This window comes from Pseudoalteromonas sp. S3260 (assembly GCF_005886925.1).
Classification (GTDB): domain Bacteria; phylum Pseudomonadota; class Gammaproteobacteria; order Enterobacterales; family Alteromonadaceae; genus Pseudoalteromonas; species Pseudoalteromonas tetraodonis.
In genome coordinates, this window is record NZ_PNCV01000063.1 from 26,571 (window position 1) to 43,538 (window position 16,968).

The following is a 16,968-nucleotide window of genomic DNA, read 5'->3' on the forward strand; positions in this document are numbered from 1 at the left end:
ATTTGTCTTGTTTTTGGTTTAAAAAGTCCTCTAAGTTTAATTATTTTTACTTTTTAATAAAAAAATTTCAAAAATGCTCCAATTAAAAAATATCTTATTGATTCTCTAATGAATTATTAAAAAAACATCATATGTAAATTATATGATAATAAAGTTTTTCTTTATAATAATATCAAAATGGTTGTATTATTATATAATTTCCCCTTTAAAAACAATAGCATACGTTTACTTTTTAAATTCCTCTCTCTATAATTCTCCCATCAAATCAAGATGAATCATAAGATTTCAACTTAGTTTAATTAACAGTAAGTTTTTAAATTTCATTCAAAAAATATAGGGGTCGAAATATGAAATCATTAGATGAAGTAAAACAAAAAATAATTGAAATGGGTCACTGCAAAGCCGCTTATACACTTGCCCATGCAGCAGCGTCTGCTTGTAATCAGAGCTACGGCGTTAGTTTATTACGAATATCAGCTGGTCTTGATTACTATAATATGAAGCTTGTAGCAGTGCTTTTTAATATAACTAAACAACCAGACTTCAGTAATGCTGATCAAACTGAAATGCTGTACTGGTTAGATGAAAATGGCTGGTTAGAAAGCACCCCAACAGCTACTTCAGCATCTAGCAATCAAGGCGTAGAAAAAAGCAGCGTTAGCTCTTTTGAAAATAGTTCTTTGTACAATAATGAGGTATCGCAATGATAAGTAAAAGAGTATCTGAAAATGAACATTCAACACTATCAGTTTTATTGAAAAAATTTAACTACGATAAATTAATTAAGTTAGAAGACGTGTGCGAAGAATATTTTGGATTGAATTATGATACTGCGAAAAAAAGAGCAAACGAACATGCCCTACCATTGCCAGTTTTTAGAATTGGAAAGAGCCAAAAGCTTCCTTTTGTGATCAATATTGATGATCTAGCTCAGCACATCGAGAAAACAACAGTTAAGGCTCATATAGAATGGCAAAAGTTTCAGCAGTTTTACAACAACTAGTGAAATCATTATCTAAAACTCAAATTTTAAATTAGCAAAGAGACTCTTAAAACAGTCTCTTTTTTTTTGTCTAAAAGCAGCATCATTTCTGCTTAAAAACAACCCCATTTATCCCCAGAAAACAAGCTCTACCTTACTTAAAACATTGCTACTGACCTGACTCAAAAATATCTTTACTTACTGTCTTTAAAAAGTGCTACCAGCAGCCCAAATTATCCCCAAAGCATCCCCAAGCAAAAAACTAAAAACACTAAACCCTGCTATATATTAGCTTAAAACCAACTTTCGCTCCAATCGAGCATGGGGGCAACAGAAAAGCGTCGATTTAAAGTACGTTTATCCAAAATGTAGTCCTCAAAAATTTATAATTTAAGCACAGCTTAAACGGCGCTGCATTTTACACAAAAGCCCTATGCGCAGCAATATTAAGCAAACACTTGCAAGCCAAAGTATTGTGCAATACCGTTTAAAATATTAGTTACCGCGACTGAGCTTAAAATTAACCCCATAATTCGACTAATAATACTCGCCCCACTATCACCTATTATTTTATGTACATGCGTAGCAAGTAATAACAAAATCAGTACCACCACTAAAACAGCTAACATCATTGATGAAGTAATCATTTGTTCAACCCAGGTATATTCCTCATTGCGTGTCATTAATACCGCACCTAACATGGCACCGGGACTGGCTATTGATGGGATAGCGAGCGGAAAAATAGCGGTTTCAGTGCTGTCTCTAACACTTTTAATTTCAGCTTCAGGCTTGCTTTCACCAAAGGTCATGGAAAGTGCAAAAATTAATAAAATTAAACCACCTGCTATTTGAAATGCCGAGAGCGGGATCTCAATCACATTCAGTAATTGCTCGCCAGCAACTACAAAAAATAACAGCACTAAAGCAGACACACCCACGGCTTTAAAAATCACTTTACGCTTAAACTTGTCGTCATCTCCACGAGTTACGGCGATAAAAACCGGGATTGTGCCAATTGGATCGATAACCGCAAAAAAGAAAATAAATATAGCTAATAGTTCATGCATTAATGAGTACCTTTTCACTAAATCGGTTAATAAAACGCTGCAACTACAATACAGTATGTTAGTATATCACGGCAGCGTAAGGATGAGAGAAGATGAATATAGAATCACTCGTAAGTAAAGCAAAACAAGTGTGCGACAACCGTGGTGCGCGATTCACACCAATTCGCGAGAAGGTATTTCGTTTATTGGCCAGTGCCCAAGGTGGTGTGGGGGCGTACGATTTACTTGAGCAATTGAAAGTCACTGAAACAGGTGCTAAACCTGCAACGATTTATCGTGCTTTAGACTTTTTAGCCGAACTCGGTTTTATTCATAAAATTGAAAGCACCAATGCATTTATGCTGTGTCATCATTTTGATCATATTCATCCTGTTCAGCTATTAATTTGTGATAGCTGCGGCTTTGTTAAAGAGCTGCACTCAACAGTAATTTCACATGAGCTCAATAACTTGGCAGCCGAAAGTGGCTTTGTAGTTTCTGGGCAAACAATAGAAGCACACGGTAAATGTGACGCTTGTCGAGCATAGATAAGCGACTATAGCTATACTTTGCGTATAACCTTTATCAGTACCAATTTAAGGATATATAATATGAATGTAGAGTTCATTAATCCCTTTTTATCTTCTTTGATGAATGTACTGAGCACCATGGCTCAAACTCAGTTAAAACCAGGTAAACCTCGCATTAAAACCGATGAAGTAGCCTGTGGTGATGTATCGGGATTAATTGGTATGGTTGGCCCCCAAACTCGCGGTTCATTTTCAATAACCTTCGACAAAAGTTTAGCGCTGACTATAATGGAACGTATGTTAGGTGAGCGACCTGACAGCATAAATGAAGAAGTCACTGACATGGTCGGCGAAATAACCAATATGGTCACCGGTGGTGCTAAAAACCTATTAGGTGAAAAAGGCTATGACTTTGCCATGGCAACCCCCATTGTTGTGTCTGGTAAAAACCATACTATTACGCATAAAAGTGACGGCAAAAAAATTATTATGCCATTTACCAGTGATGCAGGTAATGCAAACATTGAAGTGAGCTTTGATAAGCTATGAGCTGGTCGCAAACCACGATTACATTAAAGCCTCGCTCGCGGGGCTTTCACTTAATTGATAACGACATACTGACTAAACTCCCACAGCTGAGCCAACTAAAAATAGGTTTATTACACTTATTTATTCAACACACCTCTGCCAGCTTAACCATTAATGAAAATGCCGATCCGACCGTGCGTATGGATATGGAAAGCCACTTCAATCAGTTTGTACCTGAGCGCCAGCCTTATTATCGTCATGACTATGAGGGCGATGATGATATGCCTGCTCATATTAAAACCAGCACTTTAGGTTGCGAGTTAACGATACCTATTAATAATGGTCAATTAGCGCTGGGGACTTGGCAAGGAATATACTTAGGCGAACATCGCGATCATGGCGGGGTTAGGCGTATTATTGCCACTTTGCAAGGCGAAACGTTTTAGGTTTTAGGTTTTAGGTTTTAGGTTTTACAACATAGGTCACTCTCACACATTGAACACTTTAAAAAAGTTACATAAATTAAATTTATAGTGATTCGCGTATGGGTCATTGTTTGCTATTTGAGAATGAATATCTGGAAAGTAAATAAGATTGGAGCGGTACACGAGGCTCGAACTCGTGACCTCGACCTTGGCAAGGTCGCGCTCTACCAACTGAGCTAGTACCGCATTATATGAAGATTCTAGGTCCTGTCAAAATTAAACCTTGTTCCTTTCGCCTTTCATCTTGAATCTTTATTTCTACTACAATTTCTTTTGGTGAGAAATTGGAGCGGCACACGAGGCTCGAACTCGTGACCTCGACCTTGGCAAGGTCGCGCTCTACCAACTGAGCTAGTGCCGCATTAAAAATAGTCAGTAATTTGTCCGTTGGTGCGCGACGGGTCGCGTTCAACATTCTGGCAACTGAACTAGTGCCGCATTTTAGGTTCTAGGTTTTGCCAAAATTAAACCTTTTCGCCTTTGACCTTGAATCTTTATTTCTACCCCAATTTCTTTGGTGAGAAATTGGAGCGGCACACGAGGCTCGAACTCGTGACCTCGACCTTGGCAAGGTCGCGCTCTACCAACTGAGCTAGTGCCGCACTCTAGGTTCTAGGTTCTATCAATATTGAACCTTGCTCCATTAACCTTTCATCTTGAATCTTTAACCTAAGCCCAAACACACTAACCCCGCGGGGGTTATCGTCTTGAGCGGGGCAGGATTTTACAATAATTAGGGTGCTTTGCAAGTATTTTTTATAAATTAAAAAACTTTTCTCGGTAAACTTTTAATTCCATAATCGAATCTTTAATGTCGTCTAACGCTAAATGTGACCCTTTTTTATTCACTTGAGCCAATACATCTGGTTTCCAACGACGAGCAAGTTCTTTAATGGTACTTACATCTAAATTACGGTAATGAAAAAAGTCTTCAAGCTCACGCATATACTTATTCATAAAACGACGGTCTTGGCCAATCGAGTTACCACACATAGGTGAAGCACCCGCTGGCACCCATTGCTTTAAAAACGCGAGGGTTTGCTCAACGGCATAAGCTTCATCGAAAGTACTTGCCTTACAACGCGCTGTAAGCCCTGATTTGCCATGCTGAGTTGTACACCACTCATCCATACCATCAAGTAGTTCATCACTTTGATGAATGGCAATGGTTGGGCCTTCGGCTAATATATTCAGATCAGCGTCAGTGACAACAGTTGCAATTTCAAGTATTTTGTCAGTCTCTGGTTCAAGTCCGGTCATTTCCAGATCGAGCCAAATTAAATTTGATTTATTAATAGTCATAATTACCTTAAACGGTGCTTTTCTTTAGATCCAACGCATTTCGATATATCATATTAGCATCAACCGTCGAGCTAAAGCTTTTTTTGGCAAACTCGGCATTTAACTCAGGTTATAGGCCTCAAGTGGCAAAACAGAAAAAATTAAGTAAAGGCCAATCCCGTAGGATCAAGGCAAATCATCAAAAGCGCTTATCGAATGCCGATACAAAACCGGCAAAAGTCGGCGCGCAAGAATGGCAAACAGATAATTTAGGTCAAGTGGAAAATGCGATTGTTATTAGCCGCTTTGGACAACATGCCGATGTAGAAACACAAAACGGTGATGTATTACGTTGTAATATTCGTCGTACCGTATCGAACTTGGTTTGCGGCGATGAAGTATTGTTTCGCCGTGCAAAAGTAAGTGAAGGTGATTTAGCGGGTGTTATTGAAGCAACCCAAGAGCGCCGTTCACAACTCACGCGCCCCGATTTTTATGATGGGGTTAAAGTGATTGCCGCTAACATTGATCAAATTTTAATGGTTTCAGCGGTACTGCCAGAGTTTACCCCGAGCATTATTGACCGCTATTTAATTGCCTGTGAAGACATGGGTATCGAACCCATTTTAGTACTTAATAAAATTGATTTAATTGATGAAGCTGGTTTAAACGAAATACAACAAATCCTCGACATTTACCGTAAGCTTAATTATCAGGTGCTGCTGGTTAGTAATATAACTGGCGAAGGCATTAATGAGTTAAAAGAAGTACTTGCGGGCAAAAACAATATTTTTGTTGGTCAAAGTGGCGTGGGTAAATCTACCTTAGTTAACACTGTACTGCCGGATGCTGAAATTTTGACTAAAGAAGTGTCTGAAAACAGCGGGCTTGGCCAGCACACCACCACGGTATCGCGCCTTCATCATTTACCGAGTGGGGGTAATTTAATTGACTCACCGGGAATTCGTGAATTTGGCCTATGGCATTTAGATGTTGAACGCGTCACTTGGTGCTTTAAAGAATTTAGAGAATTTATAGGCGGATGCCGGTTTAGAGATTGTAAACATTTAAACGATCCGGGCTGTATAATTAAACAAGCGGTAGTCGATGGCGATATTTCAAAATTACGCTTTGAAAGCTACCACCGTATTTTAGAAACCATGGCCGATGGCCGTGCAGGCGCTCGTGCGCCCCGCGTATAATAAGGGAATAACCTGTGAGTTTAGATAAATTTAAAATCGCCATGCAGTATGCCATGCCAAAACACTTTATTTCTCGTGTGGTAGGTAAACTTGCTGCAGCAAAAGCCGGTGCGTTAACAACCGCATTAATTAAATTATTTATTAAACAATATAAAATAGATATGAGCGAAGCTAAATATTCAGATCCGGCTCATTACAAAAGCTTTAATGAATTTTTTACCCGTCCGTTAAAAGACGGTGTGCGTCCTATGGTTGAAGATGACGATATTATTATTCATCCAGTAGACGGCGCAATTAGCCAACTAGGCGACATTGTTGATGGTCAACTTATTCAAGCTAAAGGTCACGATTACAGCTTACAAGCATTGTTAGGTGGATCACAAGACGACACAACCGCGTTTTTAGGCGGTAAATTTGCAACTATTTACTTGGCACCAAAAGATTACCACCGTATTCATATGCCAATTGATGGCACGCTAAGCAAAATGATTTATGTACCGGGCGATTTATTTTCAGTAAACCCACTTACCGCTCAAAACGTACCAAATTTATTTGCCCGTAACGAGCGTGTAGTAGCTATTTTTGAAACTGAAATTGGCCCTCTAGCTATGGTTTTAGTAGGCGCAACTATTGTTGCCAGCATAGAAACTATTTGGGCTGGCACAGTGACTCCACCAGCTGGCAGTGATGTGTTTAGCTGGAACTACCCAACTAAAGGCGAAAACGCGATCACCCTTAAGAAAGGGGAAGAAATGGGTCGCTTTAAATTAGGCTCAACGGTTGTGCTCGCATGGGGTGCGAACAAAGCAGAAATATTAGACGATCAACTCCCAGAGGTAGTTACTCGTTTAGGCACTGCCTTTGCAAAAATTGATGATTAATAGGTAGTGCCAGTTCGAGCTTAAAAAACACCGCGTTTCTTTTCAATAACCGCGGTGTTCTTTTCTTGTAGACGGAGAGCTTACTCACGTTAAAAGCCAAGCTTTTCATTACTCATACCCGCCACACTCTTTACACGCTAAATCCTTAGTCATCTTAAAATGCTGTTGCTTTAAGCTTAATGCGTCAAACGTTATAAACACATTCCCCTTAAAATGACCTAACAACATATTGAGGGTTAATTGTGCCTGCATTGACCCAACAATCCCAAGTAAAGGGCTAATTACCCCGGCATTACTACAATTTATAACCGGTGCATCGCTACTTTGAGGGAAAACACAGCTGTAACATGGACTGTCACTTTGTCTAAAATCAAACCCCATTAATTGCCCTTGAGTTGCCAGCGCAGCCCCTGTAATTAAGCGAGTGTTATTAGCAATGCAATAGCGATTAACCGCATAACGGGTACTAAAGTTATCAGAGCAATCAAGCACTATGTCGGCGTTTTTTAAGAGCAACGCACTGTTGGTATCATCCAGCTTTTGAGTGTGGGTTATTATATTTATTTGATTGTTAAGGCTCGCAAGCACTTTTCCAGCCGCGCGAACTTTGTTTTGCCCCAAATGATTTACTTTATAGAGCACTTGGCGCTGCAAGTTAGACAGTTCAACTACATCGTCATCAATTAAAATAAGCGACCCAATGCCAGCTGCCGCTAAATACAGCAGCGCAGGACTACCTAAGCCACCTGCACCAACTACGGCAACCGTTGAACGTTTCAGCATTAACTGCCCGTCAAGCCCCACTTCATCAAGTAATATGTGGCGGCTATAACGTAGAGTTTCTTTGTCGCTGAGCTGCTGCGTTTGCATGTTAGCAGGCATTCTCATTTATCACCGATTTTAAGGTATTGATTGCCTCTACATAATCATCAGCCTCGGTAATAGCACGCACCACGGCTACACTGCCCACGCCCGTTTTAGCAACCTCTTGCGCCCTATTTAAATCAATACCGCCAATAGCGACTGTAGGGTAACTCTGCATAAGCGGTACAAATTTATTGAGCTTTTCAAGCCCTTGTATTTGCCCTGTCATGTCTTTGGTGGTGGTAGGATAAATCGCGCCAAAGGCCATGTAGCTTGGGCGGTAATTATGCGCCCGAAGCATTTCATAAAAGCCATGGGTAGAGAGACCAAGTCTCAGGCCAGCTTCTTTTATAGCAACTAAATTTGCACTCTCTAAGTCTTCTTGTCCTAAATGCACCCCATAGGCGCCATGTTTGATGGCAAGTTGCCAGTAATCATTTATAAATACCTGCGCATTATACTGCTCACCCAAGGTGACCGCTTTGGCAATCAGTTCATCTAGCTCATTCTGCGTTTTATTTTTAACACGAAGCTGAGCTGTTTTAATTCCTTGCTGTAAGCACTTTTCTAGCCATTCAATGCTATCAACCACACCATAGAGGCCAAGCTTTTTACTTTCACAGGCTGCAAAATCAGCAGCCATATTAAAATCAAGCGGCACATCAAAATCCAACTCATCACCTAACCAGCTACCCGGTTCAATCACCTGAGGGTAATGCGCTAAATCGGTAGGAAACTGCGTTTGTGCAACCGGCCCTATGCCCTCGCCATAGCGAACTGATTGCTTTAAACCTTGGTTTATATAGGCTTTAGCTAAAATAAACGCATCTTTTAACGGATAGTCTTTTGCAAGACACGCAGCAATTACTGACGCCATACTGCACCCTGTACCATGGCTATGAGGAACTTGAATTTTTTCATTACCTAGCCAATAGTCTTCACCGTTTTGTGTGCAGTAATCAATGCAATACCCGCTTGGGTAATCCCAATGTCCGCCTTTAATCACCACCGCTTTTGCGCCCCACGCCATCAGCTTACTCGCCGCTTCTTTAATCGCTGCAGGGCCAATTAAATACACACCCGTTAATAACTGTGTTTCGTGGGTATTTGGGGTAATTACATCCACCAGCGGTAGTAAACATTCTTTTATCGCACTTACGGTGTCTTCTTCTGTTAGTAAGTCACCGCTTGAGGCAATAGCCACAGGGTCATACACAATAACCGGCGGGGTTGGCCATTTGGTTTTGTAGTGGCTTATGTGCTCACTGATCAACTGAATTTGCTGCACATTAGCAAGCATGCCAATTTTTATCACTTTGGCTTTCATGTCTTTTTCAAGTGCAAGCAACTGGGACTCAATAATATCGGTAGACACTGCATTAATAGCTTCTACACCTAAGCTATTTTGAGCGGTAAGCGCGGTGATCGCAGTACAAGCATGCACACCAAAACTTTGCATTGCCTTGATATCGGCTTGAATGCCCGCACCGCCGCCAGAATCAGAGCCAGCAATTGTCCACACTACGTTTGTCATATTTTTATTTCCTTACTGCTGATGCCAAAATGGCATACCCATTGTTGGGGTTGAGGGGGTTGCAACGTCTTTTTCGGGCATTGCTTTGGCATTGTATGCAAAACGCCCTGCCTCTACCGCAGCTTTAAATGCACGGCTCATAGTCACTGGGCAACCCGCCCCTGCAATGGCTGAATTTAATAATACCGCATCATACCCTAATTCAAGTGCTTGGCAGGCATGCGATGGTAAACCTAACCCAGCATCAACAATTAATGTTGTATTAGGCAGGCGTTCTCTAATGGTTTTTAAATTATAACTATTTAACAATCCTTTACCGGTGCCAATAGGCGCGCCCCACGGCATTAGCACCTCACAGCCTAATCCATTCAAGCGCTGACACAGCACTAAATCATCAGTGCAATAAGGTAGTACTTTAAACCCATCATCAATCAATATTTTTGTGGCTTCAAGTAATGCAAATGGATCGGGCTGTAAATTATAGTCATCGCCTATTAATTCAAGTTTTATCCAATCGGTAGCAAATACTTCTCGGCACATTTTAGCTAGGTTAATAGCCTCTTTGACGCTGTGGCATCCGGCAGTATTTGGCAGTATTTTTAAACCGGTGTTTTTGATTAATTGCCAAAAATCATTCCCTGCCGCCGCGTTTTGTTGTCGCCTAAGTGATACGGTGACTATCTCAGCACCTGAGGCTTTAATTGATTGCGTCATTATATCTGGTGACGGATATAACGCAGACCCAATTAACAAGCGACTATTGATTGGCTCACCATAAATTGTTAAACAGTCTTTGCTTTGCATAGCACTATCCACCTTGGATAGGTGACAATAACTCAATACTGTCACCTTCATTTATAACAACATGGCTATGGCGACTCTGAGGAATAAACTCTCCATTTACAGCCACGGCATAAGGCGCCATTGCGCCCACGTTTTTTACTATTTCTAGCAGCGCATGGCTAGTCACATTTAAAAGCTCACCATTAATTGTAATGTTCATTTAATACTCACTCTATTTGCGATAATGCTTGTGCCACAAGCGCGGGTGCCAACATATAGCCGTGGCGATACAAGCCATTGATACTGATAACCTTGCTCGTTTTTTTTACCTGTGGGCGATTATCGCTAAACGCTGGGCGTAAGCCTGTTTGAATATTTAATAATCGCGCTTCGGCAAAGCCACTGTGAACAGTGTAGGCCGCCGATAATAGTTCAAGGGTTGAGCGCACAGTTGCAGGACCTGTATCTTGCGATTCGATCTCCGTTGCCCCTATGACATATTCATGATTAGGTTTAGGTGCAATATAAATAGGGTAACGCGGATGCATTAACCGCACAGGCCGCGTTAAGTTAACCTCAGGGGCATATAACCTTGCCACTTCCCCGCGCACGCCTCGAAGTGGCTGATCTTGTTTGGCTCCAAGCCCTCTGCAATCAATAATGTAATCAAACTCTCGATTATTCACTTTATTATCAAAGATGCTGGCGCGTTGATTAAACACAAACTTTACTTTGCGCTTATTTAGCAACCTAAAGCTGGCTTTATAAAAGGCTTGGTTATCTATTTGCGCCTCACCGGGTAAAAATAGCCCTTGATTAAAACGCCCTGTAAGCTCAGGTTCTAAATCCGCTATTTGCTGCGTATTAACCGCTTTGGCACTAAAATTTAGTAACGGCTTTATTCGCTGTGCAAAACTTTGTAAGTCACCTTTATCCTGCGGGTGAGCAACCACTAAGGTGCCCTGCTGTTGAAAGAACACCTCACTGTTTAACTCATCTAAAATAGCAGGCCAGCGAGCAATAGAATCTACTCCCAATAGCGCTAAATCATGTTCACACATAACCGATTCAGCTAGCGGTGCCAGCATAGCCGCCGCCACTTTACCCGCACTATTTTGGGTATGCTCATCATCAGCTTCAAATACAGTAATACGGTGCTGCTTACTTAATTCAAGCGCCGCCAACCGCCCCGCTAAACCAAAACCCACCACAGCAATGTCATAAAACATAAACACTCCTACATTTAGCTGCGAGATGCGGATCTCTGGCTTCGAGCAACAAGATGCTAAGATAAACATTTCGCTACTCGATGCTCGCAACTCACAACCTATTTTATATTGCTTTATGGTAAATCTCTGAGCCTGATTGTTTAAACTCTTCAGATTTAGCTTTCATCTCGGCCTCTACATCAACCATTTTGATTTCAATGGCATCACCCACGTTATTAGGATCAATACCGCGCGCTTCTAGATCTTTGGCGTAGTCACGTACTTCTTGGGTTATTTTCATCGAACAAAATTTAGGGCCACACATGGAGCAAAAGTGGGCTACTTTACCTGATTCTTGTGGCAGTGTTTCATCATGGTATTCACGGGCGCGAACCGGGTCTAAACCAATGTTGAATTGGTCGTGCCATCTAAATTCAAAGCGTGCTTTTGATAGCGCGTTGTCTCGCTCTTGTGCACCGGGGTGACCTTTGGCTAAATCGGCGGCATGAGCGGCAATTTTGTAGGTGATAAGGCCTTCTTTAACGTCTTCTTTATTTGGCAAACCTAAATGTTCTTTCGGTGTTACATAACACAGCATGGCACAGCCATACCAAGCTATTTGCGCAGCCCCAATCCCTGAGGTTATATGGTCGTACCCCGGTGCAATATCAGTGGTGAGTGGGCCTAAGGTATAAAAGGGCGCTTCGTCACAATGTTTAAGTTGCTCTTCCATATTGGCTTTGATCATATGCATAGGCACATGCCCAGGGCCTTCTATGAACACTTGTACATCATGCTTCCAAGCTATTTTAGTCAGTTCGCCTAAGGTACGAAGCTCACTAAATTGCGCTTCATCGTTAGCATCGGCAATAGAGCCCGGACGCAGACCGTCCCCTAGTGAAAAACACACATCATATTGTTTTAAAATTTCACAAATATCTTCAAAGTGGGTGTATAAAAAGTTCTCTTTATGGTGCGCTAAACACCATTTGGCCATAATAGAGCCGCCACGCGACACAATACCGGTTACGCGTTTTGCTGTCATAGGGACATAGCGCAAAAGCACGCCGGCATGAATAGTAAAGTAGTCAACTCCCTGCTCTGCTTGTTCAATTAAAGTATCGCGGAATATTTCCCACGTTAAGTCTTCAGCTACGCCATTTACTTTTTCAAGGGCCTGATAAATGGGTACAGTACCAATAGGGACTGGCGAATTACGCACTAGCCATTCGCGGGTTTCGTGAATGTAGCGCCCAGTTGATAAATCCATTACGGTGTCGGCACCCCAACGGGTTGACCACACCATTTTTTCAACTTCTTCTTCTATAGATGAACCCACTGATGAATTACCTATATTGGCGTTAACCTTAACTAAAAAGTTACGACCAACAATCATAGGCTCGGTTTCTGGGTGATTAATATTGTTAGGTAAAATAGCGCGACCACGCGCTATTTCAGCACGCACAAATTCAGGAGTAATAAACTCAGGAATACTCGCGCCAAACGACTCCCCTTTATGCTGCGCAGCTAGTAACTCTTCACGTATTTGCGCACGCCCCATGTTTTCACGTATCGCTACATATTCCATTTCTGGGGTGACTATCCCTTGGCGAGCATAATGCATTTGGGTGACATTTTTACCCGCTTTTGCACGGCGAATTTTTGGTAAATGCTCAAAGCGAATATGATCTAGCCCATCATCAGCCATACGCTGCTGTGCAAACTGTGAGGTTACCGACTCTAGTACTTCGGTATCATTACGGCTCTCAATCCATTGTTCACGGTATTTATTAAGTCCCTTGCGCACATCCAATTTAAATTCAGGATCAGTATACGGGCCTGATGTATCGTAAACACGCAATGGTGCATTTGACTCATACACTGGGTTTTGTTCATCACCACCAATAAAAGTATCGCTCAATGTGATTTCACGCATACCCACACGTACATTTTCTTGCGTGCCTTCAACATACACTTTATGAGAGCTTGGGAATGGTTGACCCGTTAGGTTATAAATATAGTCAGATGCAGCGGCACGGGTTTCGCGGCGCGACGATTTTTTTGTAGTGTTTGACATGACTTACCTCATTGCTTAAGGGTTGTCTTGCCAGATATTCCGATGGAATAGAGAAAGATCGTAAAGTCGCTTTATGCGACTTTGCGGCCTAAGACGGATGTTGCTTTTTTGTGCGCATAAAAAAAGACGCACAAGCGTCCCGTTTAGGCAGCTTGTTCCCTACGCAGGTATTAACCTGATCAGGTTCACGGATCCCGCTTTCGCGATCTCAGCCTAAATAAAACTTAGGCACTCCGACAAGTAGTTAAATTGTTCGTTGATTTGATAATGTTTTAATCAAATCTGCTATGAGTGTACGCCAGTTGAAAATTCCCTGCAAGGGGCTGTTTTTCAAAATGTGTAAAATTTACTTAGGGATAAACACAAATTTTTGTTCGCCTTGCATCACCAATTTTTGGTCTTGCATGTTAAGCACTGCACCTTGCTGCAGAGCTTGTAAAAACTGTTGTTCAAACTCATCCAGTTCAGGGCCACATGATTTACGTGTCATACCTAATTTGCTTACGCTCAAGCTGCTATCTTCAAGCGAACCTTCACCAAAAAACTTATTGCATCCGGCAAAGCCATTTATTTGTAGCGCTTCTATAAAGCTCATTGATGCTTTAAAAGATGCGGGAATGGCCAAACCATCAACCTTTGATAATTGCCATTGTGTATATTTTAGCTGCTCAGTGGTAACTGTCCCTGTTGATGCGCAACCAACACATAAACCGATTACAAGCATCGGTATTGCTGCTAATTTCATGTTACTACTAACTTATTGTCTAATTAATGTAATAGTATCAATATTTGTCAGGTTTATCCGTTAAAAATGCATGTTTTAAATGTAAATTTTTGTTCTAAGCTAGTTTAAAAGCAGTGCTATTTGGAATTATGCAATTGCTTGGAATAAGTTATCTATCTGTGGTGGTAAAAATGGACGACCTTTCTCGTTAACCGACGTGCCTATTACTAAGGCATTGAGCATCACTTTTTCGTCTAATTTGCGAACTACCGTTTGTTTAAACGCAAATTTAAGGCGACTAATGCGTACAGGCTCTACTGCTACATAAAATTCATCCGCTGGCTTTAAAGACTGCTTGTAATCCATTTCACTGCGAAGTACCACTAAGTTAATTTTATCTTTGGCAAGTTGTGCAAAATCAACACCCTGTGCGTATAAAAACTCATGACGAGCGTGCTCCAGATAATTAAAATAAACACTATTATTTACAATACCTTGTAGGTCACACTCGTAGTCACGCACTTTAAAGTCTACTTTAAAGGTCATATTAGTAATCCAAATTATTTAACGTATAATTGCCGCGTTTATAGCACAAGTGTTGAAATAATTGCTACCATACAAGTCCCTAAAATGGAGTTAAGTAACCTAATGAATTTACGTTTGTCTTTAATTACAGCCACGTTATTACCACTATTCGGTGCCCCAATCTACGCCAATGCAGATGACACCGACCTAGAGAAAATCATTGTTACTGGTGACTTTCAAAAAGAAAGCATTCAAACGCTAAGTGCCAGCGCAAGTTTATTTTCTGAGGATGAAGTAAATCTCAGAGGGGCTACTTATTTAGATGAAATGCTAGCAAGCGCTGCAAATGTGAATTTTGCTTCAGGCGCCTCGCGCGGACGTTATATTCAAATTCGAGGGGTGGGACTTCGTTCACAATTCGTCGACCCAATTAACCCATCTGTCGGTTTAGTGATTGACGGTATAAATTATTCTGGCCTTGGTGGCAGCCCATTATTATTTGATATTGACCAAGTAGAAATTTACCGTGGTCCACAAGGTACACGTTTTGGCGCCGATGGCATGGCGGGTATGATTCAAATGCAATCAGCTAATGCAACCAGCGATCCTAGTTTAAAATTACATTTAGGTGCTGGCACTTATAACAGCCATGAAGCAGGCGTTGCTGCTAGCACAGGTTTAACCGATGATACCAGTGCACGCGTTAGCTACTTTCGCAGAAAATCTGACGGTTACGTAAACAACCTCTATTTAAATGATGAAACACAAAACCAAGATGAACAAGTTGCCCGCTTTAAATTAAATAGCCAACTCACAGCTCATTTAAATTCAGAGCTAAACCTGCACTATATCGATATCAATAACGGTTATGATGCATTTACCCTTGATAATTCTCGCAACAGTCTTGCTGATCAACCGGGCGAAGATAACCAACAAAGCTATGCTGTTGGCCTTAATAATACTTACACCGGTTTTGACGCCTTTGATGTCAGCTTAAACCTTTCAGCCATTGATACTGAGCTTTTTTATAGTTTTGATGAAGACTGGGTATGTAACGATACAAGTAAGCCGCAATTATGTGCTGCCGGTCTGCACCCAGAAGGTTATAGCTCAACAGATATTTATAGCCGCGATCGTGATGATCAAGCGCTCGATCTGCAGTTTAATGGCAAAACAGGTAATTGGGTGGCGGGTATTTACTATCAAAACCGCGATGTTGACCTTGAGCGTCAATATACATGGTTAGCCAATCCATTTGCCTCAACCTATGAAACCAATAACATGGCAGCTTATGGCCAATTAGCCACAGCAATAGGCCCAAAAACTACGCTTATTACCGGTTTACGTGTTGAGCAATATCAAGGTGATTACACAGATAGTAACGGTTTTATTGAAGAAACTGACGATATTATACTCGGTGGCAAGGTTGCACTTGAATACCAAGTTATTGACCGCACCATGATTTATACCAGTATCACGCGCGGTTACAAAGCCGGTGGGATTAATTCAGAAGCGCTAGCAAAAGCAAAAGATGAAGGGTTAAGTTTAGATGCTGATTTTTTCAAACAGCATACTAGCTTTGATCCAGAGTACTTATGGAGTGGTGAGTTTGGTGTTAAAGGCAGCTCATTGGATGATAAGTTTACCCTGCGTTTAGCTGCATTTTATATGCACCGTGACAATATTCAATTAAAGTCGTGGCAAGTATCAGACCAACAATTTACCGGTTATGTCGCCAATGCCAGCTCTGGCAGTAACTATGGTCTTGAAATTGAAGGCAGCTATCAACTAACACCAAACTTATTTATTACCGGAAGTGCCGGATACTTAGACACTAAAATTAATGACTTTGTTACTAAATCTGGTTTAAATCAAGACGGTCGTGAGCAAGCACAAGCGCCTAAATATCAATATGCATTTAGTGCACGCTACAATGTTACTGATGAGTTATATGCTATGTTAGGTGTTGAAGGTAAAGATGATTATTACTTCTCAGACAGCCATAATGCACAAGCTCCAAACACAAACTTAGTGAATGTAAGCCTTGGTTACGAAGCCGATATGTGGGCTGTACGCGCATGGGCACGTAATGTGTTTGATGAAACCGTTCCAACTCGCGGTTTTGAATTTGGCAACAACCCGTTAGATGGTTACGCAACCCAAACTTACACACAATTAGGCGAGCCTCGCGTAGCCGGTGTTACGTTTACGCTTAATTTGTAATACTGCGACCAGTTGTCAGTTCGAGAATAAAAAACACCGCGTTTAATGCAAACGCGGTGTTTTTTTATCTGATAGCTGACCGCTAAAAGCTATTA

The 16,968-nt window shown here is 41.3% G+C and carries 18 protein-coding genes, 3 tRNA genes and 1 riboswitch; of the genes, 8 read left to right on the forward strand and 13 right to left on the reverse strand.

Annotated features, from left to right (window positions below; translation table 11 throughout):
* The first annotated feature begins 347 nt into the window (after positions 1-347).
* The gene (locus CWC14_RS11340; RefSeq protein WP_138563006.1) at positions 348-707 is read left to right on the forward strand and encodes a hypothetical protein; all 360 of its coding nucleotides are present in this window, start codon (positions 348-350) and stop codon (positions 705-707) included.
* Positions 704-1,003 (forward strand): pyocin activator PrtN family protein, encoded by a 300-nt coding sequence (locus CWC14_RS11345; RefSeq protein WP_138563008.1) that lies wholly within the window; start codon positions 704-706, stop codon positions 1,001-1,003. The genes CWC14_RS11340 and CWC14_RS11345 overlap by 4 nt, the downstream gene beginning before the upstream one ends.
* A gap of 425 nt (positions 1,004-1,428) precedes the next feature.
* Here the strand turns inward: CWC14_RS11345 and CWC14_RS11355 are convergent, their stop codons facing one another.
* Positions 1,429-2,049, reverse strand: coding sequence for a MarC family protein (locus CWC14_RS11355; protein WP_008115498.1), 621 nt, complete (start codon positions 2,047-2,049; stop codon positions 1,429-1,431).
* 92 nt (positions 2,050-2,141) lie between these two features.
* On the opposite strand from CWC14_RS11355, the gene CWC14_RS11360 reads away from it, so the two are divergent.
* The 3 genes from CWC14_RS11360 to CWC14_RS11370 all read left to right on the forward strand — a co-directional run bounded on the left by CWC14_RS11360 (position 2,142) and on the right by CWC14_RS11370 (position 3,532).
* Positions 2,142-2,576 carry a transcriptional repressor gene (locus CWC14_RS11360; RefSeq protein ID WP_076922705.1) on the forward strand — a complete coding sequence of 145 codons (435 nt, stop codon included), beginning with the start codon at positions 2,142-2,144 and terminating at the stop codon, positions 2,574-2,576.
* A 63-nt stretch (positions 2,577-2,639) separates the two neighbouring features.
* On the forward strand, positions 2,640-3,107 hold the full coding sequence (locus CWC14_RS11365) for a chemotaxis protein CheX (RefSeq protein ID WP_076922706.1): 468 nt from the start codon (positions 2,640-2,642) through the stop codon (positions 3,105-3,107).
* Complete coding sequence (locus CWC14_RS11370; protein WP_076922707.1) at positions 3,104-3,532, forward strand: secondary thiamine-phosphate synthase enzyme YjbQ; 429 nt, start codon at positions 3,104-3,106, stop codon at positions 3,530-3,532. Before CWC14_RS11365 ends, CWC14_RS11370 begins: the two co-directional genes overlap by 4 nt.
* Before the next feature lie 149 nt (positions 3,533-3,681).
* On the opposite strand, the gene CWC14_RS11375 is transcribed toward CWC14_RS11370, so the two are convergent.
* The 4 genes from CWC14_RS11375 to orn form a co-directional block, all read right to left on the reverse strand.
* Positions 3,682-3,757: transfer RNA gene (locus CWC14_RS11375), tRNA-Gly, on the reverse strand.
* A gap of 99 nt (positions 3,758-3,856) precedes the next feature.
* Positions 3,857-3,932: transfer RNA gene (locus CWC14_RS11380), tRNA-Gly, on the reverse strand.
* Between the two features lie 165 nt (positions 3,933-4,097).
* Positions 4,098-4,173 (reverse strand) — tRNA-Gly (locus CWC14_RS11385).
* Between the two features lie 154 nt (positions 4,174-4,327).
* Positions 4,328-4,873, reverse strand: coding sequence for an oligoribonuclease (gene orn / locus CWC14_RS11390; RefSeq protein WP_008115490.1), 546 nt, complete (start codon positions 4,871-4,873; stop codon positions 4,328-4,330).
* A 122-nt stretch (positions 4,874-4,995) separates the two neighbouring features.
* Between orn and rsgA the strand changes: the two genes are divergently transcribed.
* Both rsgA and asd read left to right on the forward strand, forming a co-directional pair.
* On the forward strand, positions 4,996-6,054 hold the full coding sequence (rsgA, locus tag CWC14_RS11395; protein ID WP_076922723.1) for a small ribosomal subunit biogenesis GTPase RsgA: 1,059 nt from the start codon (positions 4,996-4,998) through the stop codon (positions 6,052-6,054).
* 14 nt (positions 6,055-6,068) lie between these two features.
* Complete coding sequence (asd, locus tag CWC14_RS11400) at positions 6,069-6,935, forward strand: archaetidylserine decarboxylase (protein ID WP_171036845.1); 867 nt, start codon at positions 6,069-6,071, stop codon at positions 6,933-6,935.
* 108 nt (positions 6,936-7,043) lie between these two features.
* Here asd and CWC14_RS11405 read toward each other — a convergent pair whose 3' ends face one another.
* The 8 genes from CWC14_RS11405 to CWC14_RS11440 all read right to left on the reverse strand — a co-directional run bounded on the left by CWC14_RS11405 (position 7,044) and on the right by CWC14_RS11440 (position 14,671).
* Entirely contained in the window at positions 7,044-7,823 is a 780-nt protein-coding gene (locus CWC14_RS11405; protein ID WP_138563010.1) for a HesA/MoeB/ThiF family protein, read from the reverse strand.
* Positions 7,807-9,333 carry a thiamine phosphate synthase gene (gene thiE, locus CWC14_RS11410; protein WP_138563012.1) on the reverse strand — a complete coding sequence of 509 codons (1,527 nt, stop codon included), beginning with the start codon at positions 9,331-9,333 and terminating at the stop codon, positions 7,807-7,809. The genes CWC14_RS11405 and thiE overlap by 17 nt, the downstream gene beginning before the upstream one ends.
* Positions 9,334-9,345: 12 nt before the next feature.
* A complete protein-coding gene (locus CWC14_RS11415; RefSeq protein WP_013463960.1) occupies positions 9,346-10,137 on the reverse strand; it encodes a thiazole synthase in 792 nt (263 codons plus the stop codon).
* A gap of 4 nt (positions 10,138-10,141) precedes the next feature.
* Entirely contained in the window at positions 10,142-10,336 is a 195-nt protein-coding gene (thiS, locus tag CWC14_RS11420; protein ID WP_033104272.1) for a sulfur carrier protein ThiS, read from the reverse strand.
* A 7-nt stretch (positions 10,337-10,343) separates the two neighbouring features.
* Complete coding sequence (locus CWC14_RS11425; RefSeq protein WP_028834527.1) at positions 10,344-11,345, reverse strand: FAD-dependent oxidoreductase; 1,002 nt, start codon at positions 11,343-11,345, stop codon at positions 10,344-10,346.
* 103 nt (positions 11,346-11,448) lie between these two features.
* Entirely contained in the window at positions 11,449-13,401 is a 1,953-nt protein-coding gene (thiC, locus tag CWC14_RS11430; RefSeq protein WP_138563014.1) for a phosphomethylpyrimidine synthase ThiC, read from the reverse strand.
* 139 nt (positions 13,402-13,540) lie between these two features.
* A riboswitch (TPP riboswitch) is annotated at positions 13,541-13,647 on the reverse strand.
* A gap of 100 nt (positions 13,648-13,747) precedes the next feature.
* Complete coding sequence (locus CWC14_RS11435) at positions 13,748-14,146, reverse strand: META domain-containing protein (RefSeq protein ID WP_283957450.1); 399 nt, start codon at positions 14,144-14,146, stop codon at positions 13,748-13,750.
* 126 nt (positions 14,147-14,272) lie between these two features.
* A complete protein-coding gene (locus CWC14_RS11440) occupies positions 14,273-14,671 on the reverse strand; it encodes an acyl-CoA thioesterase (protein ID WP_008465083.1) in 399 nt (132 codons plus the stop codon).
* A gap of 102 nt (positions 14,672-14,773) precedes the next feature.
* Between CWC14_RS11440 and CWC14_RS11445 the strand changes: the two genes are divergently transcribed.
* Complete coding sequence (locus CWC14_RS11445) at positions 14,774-16,873, forward strand: TonB-dependent receptor (RefSeq protein WP_138563016.1); 2,100 nt, start codon at positions 14,774-14,776, stop codon at positions 16,871-16,873.
* The last annotated feature ends 95 nt before the right edge of the window (positions 16,874-16,968 follow it).